Consider the following 18549-nt stretch of genomic DNA (forward strand, 5'->3'; position numbering starts at 1 on the left):
ACCACGTCGGCCGATAGCTCTAAGCCCAAAGCAGTCAATTGGCAGAACAGTATCCCAACTCTACAACTTTTACGCCGAAGCGCATCACCTGCCGCGTAGGTTGTTGCGAAAATATAGTCTCGAAGTGCGTGCCGTACCATTGGGTATGCAATCAGTAGGCGTACCAAAACTTGCTCCTCGGTCAACCGATATTGAGAGGCTACTTGACCTAGCTTTTGCGGGCGATCAAAGCGCTAGGACCTACCTAAAAAAGGTACGGCGCGGCTTTCGCTATTTTCCTCAGTTCAACATTTTTCAATCCTAAAAATTACAAATCTTCGGATTCCCTCATAATCCGTCTGAAACCGCAGGCACGGAGATACCAAAGGTGGATATCGGGGTGGATAACGAGGGAAGGAAAAATGAAAATCTCAGTTAAATCAATTAGTTGTTGCTGAGATTTGGTGCCCAGGAGAGGACTCGAACCTCCACGTCCATACGGACACTAGCACCTGAAGCTAGCGCGTCTACCAATTCCGCCACCTGGGCAGGTGTCGTGGAGGGGCGTTTAAGCCGAGTGGCCGGGGGCGTCAACCTGATTCAGGCAGTTTTTGAAAGTTTTTTGAACCGGCGTTTGATGGTCTGTTGAACTGGGTCAGCGCGACGCAATTGCAGCTTGTTTGCACGACGCGAGAACGCTACATCAATTCAGGACCCAGACAGCAGGAGCGCCATCATGTCCAAACTGGTCACGGTATACGGTGGATCGGGATTTGTCGGCCGGTATATCACGCGTCGACTGGCAGCCGAGGGCTGGCGTGTTCGGGTGGCTGTGCGGCGACCGAATGAGGCGATGTTTGTGCGCCCCTATGGTGCGGTGGGGCAGGTCGAACCACTGTTGTGCAACATTCGCGACGATGGCTCGGTTGATGCGGCCATGCATGGAGCAGACGCGGTGGTCAATTGCGTGGGCATCCTGAGCGAGATGGGCAAAAACGAATTCGACAGCGTGCAGGCCGAGGGCGCTGAACGTGTCGCGCGATTGGCAGCGGCGAACGGTATTTCCCGGATGGTGCATGTGTCGGCAATTGGTGCCGATGCGGGCGCCGCCAGCGCCTATTCCCGCACAAAAGCCGAAGGCGAGGCCGGAGTTCTGGCCCATATGCCCAACGCGATCATCCTGCGCCCTTCTGTGATTTTTGGCCCCGAAGATCAGTTCTTTAACCGGTTTGCAGCCATGACACGGATGGGTCCGTTTCTGCCTTTGGTCGGGGCCGAGACTAGGTTCCAGCCGGTTTACGTGGACGATGTGGCTCAGGCGGCGGTCAAAGGAGTATTGGAACAAGCTGCCCCCGGTACCTATGAGTTGGGCGGGCCCGAAGTTGCGACTTTCCGCGCGCTGATGCAGCAAATGTTGGATGTGATCCATCGCCGTCGCGTGATCCTGTCGGTGCCCTTCTTTGCGGCGCGTATCATGGCTGGTGTCCTGGACATCCTCAAATTCGTCAGTTTCCAACTGTTCCCGAACAATATCCTGACGCGTGATCAGTTGAAAAACCTGGCTCGTGACAACGTTGTGGCGGATGAGGCAAAAGGCTTTGCCGAATTGGGTATCCGCCCCACGGCGCTTGAGGCTGTTTTGCCAGAATACCTTTGGAAATACCGTCCGAATGGTCAGTACGATGACATTCAGAACTCGGCCCAGAACCTGCGCAGCTGATCAGCTATAGGCGATCACCAACAGAATGACGCCCACGATCACCCGATAGATCACATAGGGCGTGAAGCTGATACTGCGCAGCAGGCGCATCATAAGCGTCAGCGCAAACAAGGCAGCAATGAACGCAAATGCGGCCGCGATAGCACCGTCCTTGGCCAATTGCGCATCCGCTTGACGGATCACATCGACAGACAGCAGCACACCCGAGGCCAGAATCGTCGGGATCGACATGAGCATGGCGATGCGTGCGCCGTCCTCGCGAGAATATCCCAGCTGCCGTGCGCCGGTGATTGTGATCCCGGATCGTGACGTGCCGGGGATCAGTGCCAGAACTTGCCACAGACCCATGATAACCGCATCACGGATCCCCCAATCTGCGGCTGTTTTGGTCTGCGCACCGCGCTGATCCATCACGTATAAGACCAGACCAAAGCCCAACATTGCCCAGCCTATTACGGCAACCGACCGCATCGCCTCGTTCCAGCCTGTGACATGCAGGACCAGACCGACAAGTACAACTGGGATAGTCGCAATCCCAAGGCACAACGCCAAACGCGCCTGAGGAGAGGTGATCCGTCCCGATAAGACCTGCGGTATTCCGATTAGAGCCTGTTTTACATCCCGCCAGAAATACAGAACCACCGCCCCAAGTGTTCCAACGTGCACGGCTACGTCGATCGCCAACCCGTGATCGTCCAAGCCGGTCAAGCCGGGGAGAAGAATAAGATGTCCCGATGACGAAATTGGCAGAAATTCAGTGACCCCCTGAATGATCGCCACGAGAATCAATTGAAAAAGACTCATCAACCCTGCCGTGAAATTATAACGCTAAACTTGGGTTCAATGGGTATTCTTGTGACGTCAGAAAGGGAAGAGCTCATAATAGGTCCGATTCGGTTCTATTTTCCGCACATTTTTTCCGAAAATTGGCGGTGTGGGGGTGGTATTTTGTCATTTATGTCAGCAATACTGACTTTTAATCCTCTACCCTATCCCCTAAACAGGCGCGACCAAGCCAATTCATGGAGTCTGACCCGTGGCCAAGCAACCGATGCTCAAGTTTGTGCAGATCGATCGCGACATGCCGGAAAAGCGTGCCGCAGACGACCGCCGAGAGGACTTTGACGAAATCTATGCGGAATATGCCGCCGAGAAGGCCGCTGAGCAGGCCAGCCGGTGCAGCCAATGCGGTGTGCCTTATTGTCAGTCGCATTGCCCCTTGCACAACAACATCCCTGACTGGCTTCGCCTGACTGCAACCGGTCGGTTGGAAGAGGCGTATGAGACCAGCCAAGCGACCAATACCTTCCCGGAAATCTGTGGCCGCATCTGCCCGCAGGATCGCCTGTGTGAAGGCAATTGTGTGATCGAGCAATCGGGGCATGGTACGGTCACCATTGGCACGATTGAAAAATACATCACCGATACCGCTTGGGACAAAGGCTGGGTGAAGCCTGTGGCACCGAGCGTCGAGCGCGGCGAAAGCGTTGGCATTATCGGCGGAGGCCCCGGTGGCCTTGCCGCGGCCGACATGTTGCGGCGCGCGGGTATTCAGGTGACCGTCTATGACCGCTACGACCGCGCAGGTGGATTGCTGATGTATGGCATTCCGGGGTTCAAACTGGAAAAAGACGTGGTTCAGCGGCGCAACGAATTGCTGGCCGATGGCGGGGTCGAGTTTGTTTTGAACTGCGACGTCGATGCCGACAAGTTTCAAGAGATCCGCAGCAAGCATGACGCTGTGATCATTGCCACGGGTGTCTATAAATCGCGCGACCTTTCGATGCCTGGCAGCGGGTTGAACGGGATTGAGAAAGCCATTGATTTCCTCACGGCCTCAAACCGCAAAAGCTTTGGCGACGATGTTGAAGACTTCGACAATGGCCGCCTGAATGCAGCAGGCAAAAAGGTCGTGGTCATTGGCGGTGGTGATACCGCCATGGATTGTGTGCGGACCTCGGTCCGACAGGGCGCGACCTCGGTCAAATGCCTTTATCGCCGTGATCGAGCGAATATGCCTGGTTCGCAGCGCGAAACGCAAAACGCTGAAGAGGAAGGCGTGATCTTTGAATGGTTGAGCGCGCCCAAAGGCTTTACCGGAGACGACAAGGTTTCGGGCGTCATGGTGCAGAAAATGCGTTTGGGTCAGCCCGATGCATCGGGCCGCCAAGCTCCCGAAGTGATCGAGGGCGCGGATTATGTCGAAGAGGCTGATCTGGTGATCAAGGCGCTGGGCTTTGAACCCGAAGACCTGCCCACCCTGTTCGGCCAGCCCGATCTGCCTGTGACCCGATGGGGCACCGTCAAGGCGGCGTTCCAAACCGGCGCGACCGAAATGGACGGTGTTTATGCCATCGGCGATATTGTACGCGGTGCGTCACTGGTGGTCTGGGCCATCCGTGACGGGCGCGACTGCGCTGACGCAATCATCGACCGGTTTAACGCCAAGGCGGCAGTTGCGGCGGAATAACGACCCGCAGCAGTTTATCAAAAAATGCTCCGTAAGGGGCGGCGTTCACAGCCGGACGCCAGCACAGATCAAACCCGGGGACGACGCAGCGATGCCCCTCGGAAGAAGGAGACAGCCAATGACCAAATACGATGCCGATTGGGTGCGGGCGGAAGAGACCAAGCGCAAGTGGATGGTGGAAAATGGTCTCTATTCCGAGGAGGAAGAGCATTCGTCCTGCGGCGTCGGGCTTGTTGTGTCCGTCGACGGACAGCCGTCGCGCAAGGTAGTTGACGCTGGCATTGATGCGCTCAAGGCGATTTGGCACCGGGGTGCGGTGGATGCGGATGGTAAAACCGGTGACGGCGCAGGGATCCATGTGCAGATCCCGGTTTCGTTTTTCTACGACCAGATCCGTCGCACCGGGCATGAACCCAAGCTGGATCAGCTGATCGCGGTCGGTCAGGTCTTTCTACCGCGGACCGATTTCGGTGCGCAGGAACAATGCCGGACGATTGTTGAAACCGAAGTGCTGCGCATGGGTTACTACATCTATGGATGGCGCCATGTGCCGGTTGATGTGACCTGTCTGGGTGAAAAGGCCAACGCGACCCGCCCCGAGATCGAACAAATCCTGATCTCGAACTCCAAAGGTGTGGACGAAGAGACATTCGAGCGCGAGCTGTATGTCATCCGTCGCCGTATCGAAAAAGCGGCGGCAGCGGTGGGAATTTCGGGCCTGTATCTGGCGTCGCTGTCCTGCCGGTCGATCATCTACAAGGGCATGATGCTGGCCGAGCAGGTTGCGGTATTCTATCCCGACCTGATGGACGAGCGGTTCGAATCAGCCTTTGCCATTTATCACCAGCGGTATTCTACAAACACCTTCCCGCAATGGTGGCTGGCGCAACCATTCCGCATGTTGGCGCATAACGGCGAGATCAACACGTTGAAGGGCAACATCAACTGGATGAAAAGCCACGAGATCCGCATGGCCAGCGGCACTTTTGGCGACTATGCCGAAGACATCAAGCCGATTATCGCCGGAGGATCATCGGATTCGGCCGCATTAGACTCGGTTTTTGAGGTTTTGGTGCGTGCAGGTCGTTCCGCGCCCATGGCGAAAACCATGCTGGTGCCGGAAAGCTGGTCCAAACAGGCGGTCGAACTGCCGCAAGCCTGGCGGGACATGTATTCCTATTGCAACTCGGTGATGGAGCCTTGGGATGGTCCGGCGGCTTTGGCGATGACCGATGGCCGTTGGGTCTGTGCCGGGTTGGACCGGAACGGCCTGCGCCCGATGCGCTATGTGGTCACCGGTGACGGGCTGGTCATCGCTGGATCTGAGGCGGGCATGGTGCCCATCGACGAATCCAGCGTTGTCGAAAAGGGCGCGCTTGGCCCCGGTCAAATGCTGGCCGTCGACATGAAAAAGGGCAAGCTGTACCGTGACAAGCAGATCAAGGACAAGCTGGCCCGGGCGCTGCCGTTTGGTGAATGGGTCGCCAAGATCAACGATCTGGATGAATCGCTGGCAGGCGTAACCGAAACCCCGATCTTCTCGGGCGCAGAGCTGCGCAAGCGGCAAATCGCAGCCGGGTATTCGGTTGAGGAACTGGAACAGATCCTGGCACCGATGGCCGAAGATGGCAAAGAATCTCTGGCCTCGATGGGCGATGATACCCCTTCGGCGGTTCTGTCCAAGCAATACCGCCCGCTCAGCCATTTCTTCCGGCAGAATTTCAGCCAGGTGACCAACCCGCCGATCGACAGTTTGCGTGAATACCGGGTGATGTCGCTGAAGACGCGGTTTGCCAACCTCAAGAACGTTTTGGACGAAGACAGCAGCCAGACCGAAATCGTGGTTCTGGAAAGCCCCTTTGTCGGCAATGCGCAATGGGACAAGCTCGTCGAAAGCTTCGACGCACCGCTGGCAGAGATTGACTGTAGCTTCGAGCCTGGACAAGGCGCGCTCAGCGCCGCCTTGGCCCGTGTCAGAGCCGAAGCAGAAGAGGCCGTGCGCTCGGGCGCCGGGCATCTGGTTCTGTCAGACATGAATTCAGGCGAGGGCCGTGTGGCGATGCCGATGATCCTGGCGACCAGTGCGGTGCATTCGCATCTGACGCGGCAGGGGCTGCGGACCTTCTGTTCGCTGAACGTGCGGTCAGCGGAATGTGTTGATCCGCACTATTTCGCCGTCCTGATCGGCTGCGGTGCGACCGTTGTAAACGCTTATTTGGCCGAAGATTCGCTGGCCGACCGTATTGATCGTGGCTTGCTGGATGGCACTTTGACCGAGAATGTCGCGCGCTATCGCGAAGCCATTGACCAGGGTCTGCTGAAGATCATGGCCAAGATGGGGATCTCGGTGATTTCGTCCTATCGCGGTGGCCTGAACTTTGAGGCCGTTGGCCTCAGCCGTGCGATGGTGGCTGAGTACTTCCCCGGCATGACCAGCCGTATTTCAGGCATCGGTGTTACCGGGATCCAGACCAAGCTTGAAGAGATTCACGCCAAGGGTTGGGACAGTGGCTTGGACGTGTTGCCCATCGGCGGTTTCTACAAGGCGCGCCAGTCGGGTGAGACCCATGCGTGGGAAGCGACCTCGATGCATATGATGCAGATGGCCTGTAACAGAGCCTCATATGAGCTGTGGAAACAGTATTCGGCCAAGATGCAATCGAACCCTCCGATCCATCTGCGCGATCTGATGGATTTCAAGCCGATGGGCAAACCGGTGCCGATTGAAGAGGTCGAGTCGATCACCTCGATCCGCAAACGTTTTGTCACGCCGGGCATGAGCCTTGGTGCATTGAGCCCAGAGGCCCACAAAACGCTGAACGTGGCGATGAACCGGATCGGGGCCAAGTCCGACTCGGGCGAAGGCGGCGAAGATCCAGCGCATTTTGTGCCGGAGCCCAATGGCGACAACCCGTCCGCCAAGATCAAACAGGTGGCCTCGGGCCGGTTCGGTGTGACGGCTGAGTACCTGAACCAATGTGAGGAACTTGAGATCAAGGTGGCCCAGGGGGCGAAACCTGGTGAGGGTGGTCAGCTGCCGGGCATGAAGGTCACCGACCTGATCGCACGTCTGCGTCACTCGACCAAGGGCGTGACGCTGATCTCTCCGCCGCCGCACCACGATATCTATTCGATCGAGGATCTGGCGCAGCTGATCTATGACCTCAAGCAGATCAATCCGCGCTGCAAGGTGACCGTGAAACTGGTGGCGTCCTCAGGCGTGGGCACGATTGCTGCCGGTGTGGCCAAGGCCAAGGCGGACGTGATCCTGATTTCGGGCCACAATGGCGGCACCGGCGCGTCGCCCGCGACCAGCATCAAATATGCTGGTCTGCCATGGGAGATGGGCCTGACCGAGGCGCATCAGGTTCTGGCGATGAACAACCTGCGCGACCGCGTGACCCTGCGCACCGATGGCGGGTTGCGCACCGGGCGCGACATCGTCATGGCCGCGATGATGGGGGCCGAGGAATACGGGATCGGCACTGCCGCGCTGATCGCGATGGGCTGTATCATGGTGCGTCAGTGCCAGTCGAACACTTGCCCGGTTGGCGTCTGTACGCAGGACGAAAGCTTGCGCGCCAAATTCACCGGCAATGCAGATAAGGTCGTCAACCTGATCACCTTCTACGCGCAGGAAGTGCGCGAGCTGCTGGCCAGCCTAGGCGCGCGGTCCATTGACGAGATCATCGGGCGCGCGGACCTTCTGGCGCAGGTCAGCCGGGGTTCAGCGCATCTGGATGATCTGGACCTCAATCCGCTGCTGATCACCGTCGATGGGGCACATGACATCGTTTATGACCGCGAAAAAGAGCGCAACGCGGTACCCGATACGCTGGACGCCGAGATCGTGCGTGACGCGGCCCGGTTCCTGAAAGATGGTGAGAAAATGCAGCTGTCCTATGCGGTGCAGAACACGCACCGGACCGTGGGTACGCGCGTCTCCAGCCATATCGTGCAGAATTTTGGAATGCGGAACACGTTCCAGGACGACCACCTGCATGTGAAACTGCAAGGCTCGGCCGGTCAGTCTTTGGGCGCGTTTGCAGCACCGGGTCTCAAGCTTGAAGTTTCGGGCGACGCCAATGACTATGTCGGCAAGGGCCTGTCGGGGGGCACCATTGTCGTGCGCCCGCCACAGATCAGCCCCTTGAAAGCGGATGAGAACACCATCATCGGCAACACCGTTCTTTACGGGGCCACCGACGGCCACCTGTTCGCCGCAGGCCGCGCGGGTGAACGCTTTGCGGTCCGCAACTCGGGCGCCAAAGTGGTGATCGAGGGCTGCGGGTCGAACGGGTGTGAATACATGACCGGCGGTGTAGCCGTCATTCTGGGTGAGATCGGTGCCAACTTTGGCGCTGGCATGACCGGCGGCATGGCTTACCTGTACGACCCTGAAGGCAAAGCAGAGGCGTTGATGAATCTGGAAACGCTGGTGACCTGCCCGGTAACGGTGGACCATTGGGAAGATCAGCTGAGATCGCTTGTCGAACGTCACGCGGCAGAAACGCACAGCCGCAAGGCAGCCGACGTATTGCAGCACTGGGATGTGGAAAAGGGTAACTTTATTCAGGTCTGCCCCAAGGAAATGCTGAACAAGCTCAGCCATCCGCTGACCAACGAAGTTGAGGCTGTTCCAGCAGAGTAGGCCCACTTGTCGAACACGTTCCAAAGCCCTGCGTGACTCAGAAACCACGCAGGGCTTTTTGTTTTCGACGCCAATTTGTGTCAAATCTTGCGATACAGCACCTAAAACGCCTAGCTTTGGCCACGGTTTCTTCGGGAACGCGCAATAGAATGCCTGGTGATACCCCGGCAGAAGTGGATTCTGAATGCCTACGACGTATACAGATCAGTTCTTTGTGCTCGACCCAGCAAACCCCGGTGCCAACGGTACCGTAGTCGGGTCGACTCTGACCGTTTCGCAATTTGATATTGTTGATCAGAATGACAACGGTCTGATCAATCGATTGAATAACGATTCCGTCGATGGGCAGGACATAACGGCATCCTACTTCGACGATATCGTGACGATCCAACTGCCAGGCGGTGGTCAGGTGACCTATACGGGGGTGACGTTTTATCTGGCCGACGGTCGTGAGGTTTTCACGCCAACGGACGGTCAGCTTCTGCAGCAAGGGACCTTTGTCAGTTCGTCTGTTACCGATTTCAGCGATACCGGTGGGTCTTTTGGTTCGGTCGACATTGCCGGTGGCGAATTGGCGCCGCCCTGTTTTACTGCGGGGACATTGATCGAAACACCGAAGTGTCAGCGCAGAGTTGAAGACTTGCAACCCGGTGACCAGGTCATGACTCTGGATCGTGGTGCGCAGCCATTGTTGTGGACCGGAAAGACAACGGTTGCGGCAAATGACACGTTTGCGCCGGTCAGGTTTTCAGCAGGCACCTTTGGCTTGTCACACCCGTTGTTGGTATCGCCGCAGCATCGCATGTTAATCGACGACTGGCGCGCGCAGTATTTCTATGGTCATTCCGAAATTCTGATTGCAGCGCATTGTTTGGTAAACGGCGATACGGTCACGCGCGCTCCGGTGGATGAGATCGACTATTACCATCTTTTGTTTGACCGCCATGAAATCATCTTCGCAAATGGTGCCAAGAACGAAAGCTATTACCCAGGGCACGCTGTGACGCAGGCTGAACGGCGGACGCAGGCTGAAATACTGGCATTATTTCCGGAATTAAGCCGGACCGAGCTGGGCAACTCCAAAACTGTTCGACCAGTCATTCGCCCAAGAGAGGCGCGGTTGATCGCGAATTAGGCCGTTCCAAATCGCCAAGTCGCGACGTATAGAAAAAACATGGCAAAGAAAGCAGCGCGCAAAGCGCGTGGGAAAAAGAAGCAGGCATCAAAATCGAAAACCGGCCGGTCGCTGTTTGCGCGGCTGCGGCGTTGGATTGTGATGGCTGCATTGGGTTTTGCAGCCTTTGTTCTTGCGCTGGTTTTGCTGTTTTCCGTGGTCAATCCACCGGTCACGCACACGATCTGGTCGGAATGGCGCAGGTTGGGCAAGGTCGAACGGGAATGGGTTCCGATTGAAGAGATCTCTCCGGTCATGGCGCGGTCGGTTGTGGCGGCAGAGGATGCGAACTTCTGTCTGCATTGGGGCTTTGACGTCGAAGCCATTCGCGACGCGCTGGAAGACGGTGGGGGCCGGGGCGCCTCGACCATATCGCAGCAAGTGGTCAAGAATGTTTTCCTCTGGCAAGGGCGCAGCTGGGTCCGCAAAGCGGTTGAAACCTCGATCACGCCGGTGGTCGAGATGGTCTGGACCAAAGAGCGTATTCTTGAGGTCTATCTGAACGTGGCAGAGACCGGGCAGGGCGTGTTTGGCGTTGAGGCCGCGGCACAGCAGTATTTTGGAACCAGTGCCGATAAGCTCACCCCGGTGCAGGCCGCGCGACTGGCAGCGATCCTGCCGTCACCGCGCAACCGATCGGTCACCGACCCCTCGGCCCGGACCCGCAGGCGTGCCGCTGCAATCATGGACGGGGCGGCCACCATCCGCGCAGATGGTCGCGCGGATTGTTTCGAGGATTGAAACGCAGGCCCTTCAACGGCTAAAGCTGGTGGGATCAAAGCTGGTTTCGAGTGGAGTTTCATGGCGCGTCTGTTTCACGTCCCCCTGTCCCCTTATTGCCGAAAAGTGCGGTTATCGCTTGCCGAGAAAAAGATCGAGGTCGAGCTGGTCGAGGAAAGATATTGGGAACAGGATCCCGACTTCCTGCGTCGCAACCCGGCAGGCAAGGTTCCTGTGTTGCGGCTGGACGGGCAGATCATGTCGGAAAGCACCGCGATCTGTGAGTATATCGAAGAGACCCGGCCGGAGCCGCCCTTGATGCCCAAAACGCCCGAAGCGCGGTTCGAAGTCCGCCGTCTTGTGGGCTGGTTCGATGATAAGTTCCATCATGAAGTGACAGCGAACCTGCTTTATGAACGGGTCAACAAGAAGGTCACCGGGCAAGGCTACCCTGACAGCAAGAATGTCAAAGCCGGGGCCAAGGCGATCAAGTACCATCTGGACTACATGGCCTGGCTGCTGGATCACCGCCGCTGGCTGGCCGGCGATCAGATGACATTGGCTGATTTTGCCGCTGCTGCGCACCTTTCGGCGCTGGATTACATCTCGGACGTGGATTGGAACCGGAGCTCGGCGGTCAAGGATTGGTATGCCAAAATCAAGTCGCGTCCGGCCTTTCGCTCGATCCTGGCGGATCAGGTGCCCGGGTTCCGGCCACCGCCCCATTATGCTGACCTGGATTTCTGATCGGGCGGAATCGAAAGGGGGGCAGTCTGCCCTCCATCGCGCCGGGGCGCGTTTCCCCTCGAGGATATGTTCAGCCAGATGAAGAGCGGACCCGAGTTGAAAGAGCGGCTGGTGGCGCAGGCCCTGTCAGAGGGGTTTGTGGCCTGTCGGATCTGCAGGCCCTGGGATGTGCCCCATGTGCCGGAGCGTTTGCAGGCCTTTCTGGAGGCGGTATATCACGGTCAGATGGAATGGATGGCCGAGCGTACCCATTGGCGCGGCAACCCGGCCGCGCTTTGGCCTGAGGCGAAATCGGTGATCATGTTGGCCGAGAGCTATTCGCCTGAACATGATCCGACCGAGATATTGCAGCACCCGCAGCTGGGGGCGATTTCGGTCTATGCGCAAAACAAAGATTACCACGATCTGGTCAAAAAGCGCCTCAAGCGTTTGGCGCGGTGGTTGATTGCCGAGGCCGGTGGTGAGGTGAAAGTGTTTGTGGACACAGCACCTGTGCCCGAGAAAGCGCTGGGCCAGGCGGCGGGGCTGGGATGGCAGGGCAAGCACACCAACCTTGTCAGTCGAGAACTGGGGAATTGGGTCTTTTTAGGCTCTGTTTTTACAACTTTGGATCTGCCTGAGGATAAGGCGGAGAGGGATCATTGTGGATCCTGCCGGGCTTGTCTGGATGTGTGCCCAACCGATGCGTTTCCGGCGCCCTACCAGTTGGATGCGCGGCGCTGTATCTCGTATCTCACGATTGAACACAAAGGCCCGGTTGACGAAGAGTTGCGCGGAAAACTGGGCAATCACATCTATGGCTGCGATGATTGCCTGGCGGCTTGCCCCTGGAACAAGTTCGCGGTGGCAGCCAGCGATATCCGCTATGCCGCGCGCGAGGATCTGATGGCGCCGAACCTGTCTGATCTGGCGGCGCTGGATGATACCGCGTTTCGGGCGAAGTTTTCGGGCTCACCCATCAAGCGGATTGGGCGTGACCGATTTGTGCGCAATGTGCTTTATGCGATTGGTAATTCAGGGGTGCCTGATCTGTTGCCATCGGCTATGGCCTTAACCGACGACCCCGACCCAACTGTGGCGGACGCGGCGCGTTGGGCTGTGCAACAACTGACATAAGTGCCGCAAACAGGCTGGACGTGTCGCGCAGGACCGCTAGACCCATTCCAAGCGAGTAAGAGGAGAACCCGATGGCTTTGGCTTTGGGGGTGGATACCGGCGGGACCTATACGGATGCGGTTCTGATCCGGGATGAAACAGAGGTGATCGCCTCGGCCAAATCGCTGACGACGCGCAGTGACCTGGCGATTGGGGTGGGCAAGGCGATTTCTGCAGTTCTGGAGGCGGCTGAGGTCGCGCCTGATCAGATCGCCTTGGCATCGCTCTCGACCACTTTGGCGACCAATGCGCTGGTCGAAGGACAAGGCGGCCGGGTTGCGTTGATCTATATCGGGTTTCGCGACGGTGATCTTGCGAAGCACGGGCTGAGCGACGCGTTGAAAGGGGATCCGGCGCTGGTTCTGACCGGGGGCCATAACCATGCAGGGGGTGAGGCCGCGCCGCTGGACGTGGACGCCTTGCAACGTTTTCTAATGACTCATGACGGCATTTCAGGTTTCGCAGTTGCGGGGCAGTTTGCGACGCGCAACCCGAGCCATGAATTGGAAGCGGCCCGGGTCATCGCCGCGCAGACTGGCGCTCCGGTAACCTGTTCGCACCAATTGTCGGCCAAGCTGAACGGCCCGAAACGGGCGGTGACGGCGGTGTTGAATGCGCGGTTGATTGGGATGATCGACCGGTTGATCGGGCGGGCTCAAGATCAGCTGCGTGACTTGGGGATTTCCGCGCCCATGATGGTCGTGCGCGGCGATGGCGCTTTGATGAGCGCAGAACAGGCGCGCGCGCGTCCGATTGAAACCATCCTCAGCGGCCCTGCGGCCTCAATCGTTGGTGCGCGCTGGCTGACGGGAGCGCAAAACGCGCTGGTGTCGGATATTGGCGGCACAACAACGGATGTGGCTCTGATCCGCGATGGAAAGCCTGCCATTGATCCTGCAGGCGCGCAGGTTGGCGGGTTCCGCACCATGGTCGAGGCAGTCGCGATGCGGACCCATGGTCTGGGCGGTGACAGTCAGGTGCATGTCGCGGCTGAAGGGCTGAGCGGTGGCGTCTTTCTGGGGCCGCGCCGGGTGCTGCCCGTCTCACTGCTGGCCACTGAAGCACCCGAGGTGGTGCATGCTGCGCTGGACGAACAGCTACGGGCCACGACCGTGGGTGAGCATGATACACGGTTTGCACGAAAACTGCCGGGCATGTCCGCGCAGGGTATCGGCGCGCGCGAAGCCGCGTTGCTGGACCGCTTGGGTGACGCTGTCGTGCCACTAGGCAAATTGTTGCAAAACCGCATGGAGGGGGCTGCACTGAACCGGTTGGTCGATCGCGGCTTGGTTCAGGTGTCGGGCATCACGCCGTCAGATGCCAGCCATGTTTTGGGGCGGCTGGATGTGTGGAATGGCGATGCTGCGACTAAAGCTTTGGAGCTGATCGCACGCAAACGGGTTGGATCCGGTGACCTGCTGGCGACATCCCCGCAACAATTGGCGCAGATGATCATCGACCAGCTGACGGAACAAACCGTTCTGACCTTGTTAGAGACTGCTTTTGCAGAGGAAGCAGAGGCTTTTGGCTCCAACCCGCAAGAACTGGCCCGCCATGTTCTGACCCAACGCGGATTGGAGCGTCACCGGGGGCTTTTAGCCCTGGACACTGCGCTGAATGTGGATGTGGTCGGGCTTGGGGCATCAGCCCCCAGCTTTTACCCCGTCGTGGGCGCGCGCTTGCGGTGCAAAATGATTTTGCCGGAACACGCAGGTGTGGCCAATGCCATCGGGGCCGTGGTTGGGCGGTTGACGCTGCGCCGGTCTGGCACCATCACCTCACCCGCCGAAGGGCGATACCGCGTCCATCTGGAAGACGGGCCACAGGATTTTGCAGATGAGCGCGAAGCATTGGACCTGATCGAGGCCGTATTACGAAATGAGGCTGAACAGGCGGTACGCGAGGCCGGGGCCGAAGACATCCGTGTGACTGTCGAACGCGATATCCGAACCGCGAAGGTCGAGGCCAAAGACGTTTTCGTCGAGGCGTTGATCACGGTCGAGGCCAGCGGCCGCCCTCGGGTGGCCACCGGCTGAAGCGTTTACTATTCCGCAGCATCCACGCGCTTGGGCAGCACCCAATCGGGGCGGATGAAATGGCATGTGTATCCGTTGGGGATCCGCTCCAGGTAGTCCTGATGCTCGGGCTCGGCCTCCCAGAAATCGCCGACCGGTTCCAACTCGGTCACCACTTTGCCCGGCCACAGACCGCTGGCATTCACATCGGCGATGGTGTCCAGCGCGGTCGCTTTCTGGGCGTCATCCACATAGTAGATGGCCGACCGATAGCTGAGACCCCGGTCATTGCCCTGGCGGTTGACTGTCGTCGGGTCGTGGATCTGAAAGAAAAACTCTAGCAGACGCCGATACGAGATCTGTGCAGGATCGAACCAGATCTCAATACCTTCAGCATGGGTGCCGTGGTTGCGATAGGTGGCGTTGGGCACGTCGCCGCCGGTATACCCGACACGCGTGCGCAGTACGCCGGGCATCTTGCGGATCAGATCCTGCATCCCCCAAAAGCAGCCCCCGGCCAGAACAGCGCGTTCTTCGGTCATCAGATATCCTCCACATGGATCAGAAATTCGCCATAGCCCTCGGCCTCCATCTCATCGCGATGGATAAACCGCAGCGAGGCGGAATTGATGCAATAGCGTAGCCCACCATGTTCACGAGGGCCATCCTGGAAGACGTGACCCAAATGACTGTCCCCATGTTTCGACCGCACCTCGGTGCGGATCATGCCGTGAGTGGTGTCGCGAAACTCTTCCACATGTTCATGGACGATGGGCTTGGTGAAACTGGGCCAACCGCAGCCGGATTCGTATTTGTGGGTCGAGGCAAAGAGCGGCTCGCCCGAGACGATGTCCACATAGATGCCCGGTTCCTTGTTGTTCAACAGCTTGCCCGTACCCGGCCGTTCCGTCCCGCTGCGTTGGGTGACGTGAAACTCTTCGGGTGAGAGGGACGCAATGACCTGTGGGTCTTTGGTATAGCGGGACATGGAACCTCCGGTCGTTTGGTAGATGTTCTATAATTTGGGGGCGGGGGCTGGGAAATCAAAATCAATTTACGGCCAGCCTCGCAGTCCGGATACTGCGAACCTCAGGCATAGGCTCGGTGTTGGCCGGCAGGTTGACGGGAAAGCTGCACGGCCAGAATGCCCAATGTGGTGATCAGTACACCCAACGCGTCCAGCGGTCTTAGCTGTTCGCCCAGAAGAACATAAGCGACGGCCACTCCAAAAACCGGGTTCAGAAAGTGGAAGGTCGCAGCTCGGACGGCACCGATACGGTCCAACAGCAGAAACCAGATCAGCGTCGCAACCAGGCCCGGCATTACCGTGGTATAGGCAAAGGCCAATGCCAGCGGCAGGGTCGGGTTGACGAAGATGGTTTCAAAGATCGGGGCCGCGACGAACAAAAGGGCCGAACCGACCAACATCTGCAACCCCACCACCATCATGAAATTCCCACCCGAGGTGGCACCGCGCACCGCCAGAGTTGCCGAAGCCAGCGCCAACGCACCCAAACCACACAACGCTACGCCAAACAGATCAACCCCGTCGCTGATCCGGCTGCCCATGATCAACGCGACCCCGGCGAAACCGGCCAACAAACCGGCAATCCCAAGAGGCCGCAGCTTTTCGCTGAAGATCAACCACCCGGCCAGCGCGACCAGCAACGGCATGGTCGAGGCGATGATGGCCGCCAGCGACGCCTGAACCGTTTGCATCGCATAGAAATTCAGACCCAAATAAAGGGCATTCTGACAAATCCCGAAAATAATCGTTGCCCGCCATTGCCCTTTTGTCAGACGCCAGCTTTGGCCCATCATCCTGGCAATGGCTACGCCCAGAAGCCCTGAAATCAAAAACCGCACAGCCAGAGAAAATAGCGGGGACGCATCGGCCACAATGATACGCGCGGACGTAAAGGCCGAAGACCAGATCAGGGCAAAAACTAACCCCATCGCAATGGCGCGCAGATCCATTTTTCGGCCTCTTTTCCGTTTGCGGGGACTGTTTCTGAAATTCGTCGGGTTCGCAAGCGGTTGATCTCTCTGGGCTGGTGGGGTTTTCGAGGAAAAAGAGGTTGGTCTGCGAGGCTCGGTTACTCGAATGTCAGCAACGCGGGCCGAAAAAGACAATCACGTTCCCGAATTGAATGATTGCTTTGGGCGACTTCCACTTAGCCATTTACCTTATCAGTATTGTGGGGGAGTCCCTCACTCCATTTGCGTAGCTCATCGAGGAACCCGAGCGCGGTTCTCCCAAAGTCTGTCACTTCGTAAATGACCGATAGCGGCTTGGTTTCGACGACATCGCGGCGCACCAATCCCTGTGCCTCTAATTGACGAAGTCTTTCTGTGATCATCTTCTTGCTGGCACCGCCGATCATGCGCGAGAGATCATTAAAGCGCACGGGTCCGTCCTTGAGGTGCCACAGGATCGAACCGGTCCATTTCCCGCCGATGATCCTCATGCCGCGTTCAATCGCGCATGGCGTTGTACATGCGTCATCGACGCTCTTGCGACCACGTTGGTCCTGTCTGACGCGGGCTTCCATCCGTCGAACCACTTCACTGATCTAGGTTACAAAAAGTATACTAGTTGATTTTCTTCACCTTGTAATCAGTTTAGGTCAAGCCCCTTTGGATGTGGTCGCAAATGGAGACTTAAGATGACCCAACCCGCAGTTCACCTTTACACCGCCGCGACGATGAACGGTTACAAACCTGTCATTTTCTTGGAAGAGGCAGGAGTGCCCTATGACCTCACGGTTGTGAATTTCTCAAAGCAGGAACAAAAGACTCCCGACTATCTGAGGCTAAACCCAAACGGCAAAATCCCAACTATTGTTGACCGCGACGAGAATCGCGCCATTTTTGAAAGCGGCGCCATCCTTTGGCATCTTGCAGAGAAATACGGCAAATTCCTTCCCAAAGAGCCGACAAAGCGCTCGGAAGTTATGCAATGGATGTTTTTCCAGGTCGGGCACGTTGGACCCATGATGGGGCAAGCCATGTACTTTCAGCATATCGCCGCGCCGAACGGGCATGAGGAGCCGTTTTCGATAAAGCGGTACGTGGACGAATCCCGCCGGTTGCTAGGAGTTCTTGACACGCATCTCGAAGGTCGCGAATGGCTGGCGGCAGGCGAATACACGATCGCTGATATGATGACCTATCCTTGGGCGCGGGCCTATGTCTGGGCACGTGCGAGCGTGGATGGCCTGCCTCATTTGCAGACGTGGTTTGATCGGATCGACGCGCGCCCTGCAGTGCAAAAAGCTCTGACCATACCCAAAGCCAACCCGCAGTTCTGGGATGAAAGTGCTGATGCAAGTGCCTTTGCCAAAGAAAATGCCGCGCGGTTCGCCGGTGACGTGAAATCTTGAAAGGACACAGAGGCGGACACTCGCACGGGCTGCTGCATTGAGCACACTGGGCTTAGAGCGGACCATGAAAAAAACGACCTCCGTGTACCCTTAAAATCAATCTCCGCGTAGCAAAAAAAAAGGGCCCCCAATCGGCGGCCCTTGATCATTTGGCGATGACGGCTGGGATCAGCCGTTCACGCTGTCTTTCAGTGCCTTGGCGATGGTCATTTTGACCACCTTGTCGGCCTCTTTCTTGAACTGTTCGCCGGTCGCGGGGTTGCGTACCATGCGCTCGGGGCGCTCGCGGCAGTAGATTTTGCCAACGCCGGGCAGGGTGACTGCACCGCCAGCGGATACTTCGCGCGTGATCAGGCCAGTAATTGCCTCCAGCGCAGAGTTGGCGGATTTCTTGTCAGTCCCCATTTCCTCAGCGAGAGCAGCAACCAGCTGAGTCTTTGTCATAGGCTTTGCCATTTCTTGGTCTCCTTAACGTGCCCGATAATTTGGGCCTCACCGCGTAACTGTAACGGGATATTGTAGGGGAACACAACGA

Annotated in this window: 15 protein-coding genes and 1 tRNA gene; 9 read left to right on the forward strand and 7 right to left on the reverse strand. The window is 57.8% G+C overall.

All coding sequences use genetic code 11. The features are described from left to right. Nucleotides 1–441: 441 nt before the first annotated feature. A tRNA-Leu gene (locus GOW40_RS20985) sits at nt 442–528 on the reverse strand. Between the two features lie 187 nt (nt 529–715). Between GOW40_RS20985 and GOW40_RS20990 the strand changes: the two genes are divergently transcribed. Continuing rightward, entirely contained in the window at nt 716–1699 is a 984-nt protein-coding gene (locus tag GOW40_RS20990) for a complex I NDUFA9 subunit family protein (protein ID WP_171133782.1), read from the forward strand. Here the strand turns inward: GOW40_RS20990 and GOW40_RS20995 are convergent, their stop codons facing one another. Then, nucleotides 1700–2503 (reverse strand): undecaprenyl-diphosphate phosphatase, encoded by an 804-nt coding sequence (locus tag GOW40_RS20995; RefSeq protein ID WP_171133781.1) that lies wholly within the window; start codon nt 2501–2503, stop codon nt 1700–1702. Nucleotides 2504–2735: 232 nt separating this feature from the next. Here GOW40_RS20995 and GOW40_RS21000 point away from each other — a divergent pair, with 232 nt between their 5' ends. The 7 genes from GOW40_RS21000 to GOW40_RS21030 all read left to right on the forward strand — a co-directional run bounded on the left by GOW40_RS21000 (nt 2736) and on the right by GOW40_RS21030 (nt 14652). Continuing rightward, nucleotides 2736–4169, forward strand: coding sequence for an NAD(P)-dependent oxidoreductase (locus GOW40_RS21000; RefSeq protein ID WP_171133780.1), 1434 nt, complete (start codon nt 2736–2738; stop codon nt 4167–4169). 118 nt (nt 4170–4287) lie between these two features. After that, a complete protein-coding gene (gene gltB, locus GOW40_RS21005; protein ID WP_171133779.1) occupies nt 4288–8820 on the forward strand; it encodes a glutamate synthase large subunit in 4533 nt (1510 codons plus the stop codon). A 184-nt stretch (nt 8821–9004) separates the two neighbouring features. After that, nucleotides 9005–9955, forward strand: coding sequence for a Hint domain-containing protein (locus GOW40_RS21010; protein WP_171133778.1), 951 nt, complete (start codon nt 9005–9007; stop codon nt 9953–9955). Nucleotides 9956–9994: 39 nt separating this feature from the next. Beyond that, on the forward strand, nt 9995–10735 hold the full coding sequence (mtgA, locus tag GOW40_RS21015; RefSeq protein WP_171133777.1) for a monofunctional biosynthetic peptidoglycan transglycosylase: 741 nt from the start codon (nt 9995–9997) through the stop codon (nt 10733–10735). Nucleotides 10736–10795: 60 nt separating this feature from the next. Next, nucleotides 10796–11461, forward strand: a complete 666-nt coding sequence (locus tag GOW40_RS21020) for a glutathione S-transferase family protein (protein ID WP_171133776.1) — start codon at nt 10796–10798, stop codon at nt 11459–11461. Nucleotides 11462–11539: 78 nt separating this feature from the next. Beyond that, the gene (gene queG, locus GOW40_RS21025; protein WP_171231147.1) at nt 11540–12577 is read left to right on the forward strand and encodes a tRNA epoxyqueuosine(34) reductase QueG; all 1038 of its coding nucleotides are present in this window, start codon (nt 11540–11542) and stop codon (nt 12575–12577) included. A 71-nt stretch (nt 12578–12648) separates the two neighbouring features. Next, nucleotides 12649–14652, forward strand: a complete 2004-nt coding sequence (locus GOW40_RS21030) for a hydantoinase/oxoprolinase family protein (protein WP_171231148.1) — start codon at nt 12649–12651, stop codon at nt 14650–14652. Between the two features lie 8 nt (nt 14653–14660). On the opposite strand, the gene msrA is transcribed toward GOW40_RS21030, so the two are convergent. From msrA to GOW40_RS21050, 4 genes are all read right to left on the reverse strand, one after another. After that, a complete protein-coding gene (gene msrA / locus GOW40_RS21035; protein WP_171133773.1) occupies nt 14661–15173 on the reverse strand; it encodes a peptide-methionine (S)-S-oxide reductase MsrA in 513 nt (170 codons plus the stop codon). After that, nucleotides 15173–15619, reverse strand: a complete 447-nt coding sequence (msrB, locus tag GOW40_RS21040; protein ID WP_171133772.1) for a peptide-methionine (R)-S-oxide reductase MsrB — start codon at nt 15617–15619, stop codon at nt 15173–15175. The genes msrA and msrB overlap by 1 nt, the downstream gene beginning before the upstream one ends. 101 nt (nt 15620–15720) lie before the next feature. Then, entirely contained in the window at nt 15721–16608 is an 888-nt protein-coding gene (locus tag GOW40_RS21045; protein ID WP_171231149.1) for a DMT family transporter, read from the reverse strand. Nucleotides 16609–16805: 197 nt separating this feature from the next. Beyond that, nucleotides 16806–17099 carry a helix-turn-helix domain-containing protein gene (locus GOW40_RS21050; RefSeq protein WP_254444537.1) on the reverse strand — a complete coding sequence of 98 codons (294 nt, stop codon included), beginning with the start codon at nt 17097–17099 and terminating at the stop codon, nt 16806–16808. A 198-nt stretch (nt 17100–17297) separates the two neighbouring features. Between GOW40_RS21050 and GOW40_RS21055 the strand changes: the two genes are divergently transcribed. Further along, nucleotides 17298–18014: a glutathione S-transferase family protein gene (locus GOW40_RS21055; protein WP_171133769.1), complete on the forward strand. Its 717-nt coding sequence runs from the start codon at nt 17298–17300 to the stop codon at nt 18012–18014. Nucleotides 18015–18182: 168 nt separating this feature from the next. On the opposite strand, the gene GOW40_RS21060 is transcribed toward GOW40_RS21055, so the two are convergent. Further along, complete coding sequence (locus tag GOW40_RS21060; protein WP_170453278.1) at nt 18183–18470, reverse strand: HU family DNA-binding protein; 288 nt, start codon at nt 18468–18470, stop codon at nt 18183–18185. Between the last annotated feature and the right edge of the window lie 79 nt (nt 18471–18549).

This window comes from Ruegeria sp. HKCCA6707 (assembly GCF_013033515.1).
In the GTDB taxonomy this organism is placed as follows: Bacteria; Pseudomonadota; Alphaproteobacteria; order Rhodobacterales; family Rhodobacteraceae; genus Ruegeria.

Bases quoted from the DNA above. Each gene is read 5' to 3' on its own strand.
- GOW40_RS21060 (WP_170453278.1), bottom strand. From the start codon at position 18,470: ATGGCAAAGCCTATGACAAAGACTCAGCTGGTTGCTGCTCTCGCTGAG.
- mtgA (WP_171133777.1), top strand. From the start codon at position 9,995: ATGGCAAAGAAAGCAGCGCGCAAAGCGCGTGGGAAAAAGAAGCAGGCA.
- GOW40_RS21020 (WP_171133776.1), top strand. From the start codon at position 10,796: ATGGCGCGTCTGTTTCACGTCCCCCTGTCCCCTTATTGCCGAAAAGTG.
- GOW40_RS21030 (WP_171231148.1), top strand. From the start codon at position 12,649: ATGGCTTTGGCTTTGGGGGTGGATACCGGCGGGACCTATACGGATGCG.
- msrB (WP_171133772.1), bottom strand. From the start codon at position 15,619: ATGTCCCGCTATACCAAAGACCCACAGGTCATTGCGTCCCTCTCACCC.
- GOW40_RS21010 (WP_171133778.1), top strand. From the start codon at position 9,005: ATGCCTACGACGTATACAGATCAGTTCTTTGTGCTCGACCCAGCAAAC.
- msrA (WP_171133773.1), bottom strand. From the start codon at position 15,173: ATGACCGAAGAACGCGCTGTTCTGGCCGGGGGCTGCTTTTGGGGGATG.
- GOW40_RS20995 (WP_171133781.1), bottom strand. From the start codon at position 2,503: ATGAGTCTTTTTCAATTGATTCTCGTGGCGATCATTCAGGGGGTCACT.
- queG (WP_171231147.1), top strand. From the start codon at position 11,540: ATGAAGAGCGGACCCGAGTTGAAAGAGCGGCTGGTGGCGCAGGCCCTG.
- GOW40_RS20990 (WP_171133782.1), top strand. From the start codon at position 716: ATGTCCAAACTGGTCACGGTATACGGTGGATCGGGATTTGTCGGCCGG.
- GOW40_RS21045 (WP_171231149.1), bottom strand. From the start codon at position 16,608: ATGGATCTGCGCGCCATTGCGATGGGGTTAGTTTTTGCCCTGATCTGG.
- gltB (WP_171133779.1), top strand. From the start codon at position 4,288: ATGACCAAATACGATGCCGATTGGGTGCGGGCGGAAGAGACCAAGCGC.
- GOW40_RS21050 (WP_254444537.1), bottom strand. From the start codon at position 17,099: ATGAGGATCATCGGCGGGAAATGGACCGGTTCGATCCTGTGGCACCTC.
- GOW40_RS21055 (WP_171133769.1), top strand. From the start codon at position 17,298: ATGACCCAACCCGCAGTTCACCTTTACACCGCCGCGACGATGAACGGT.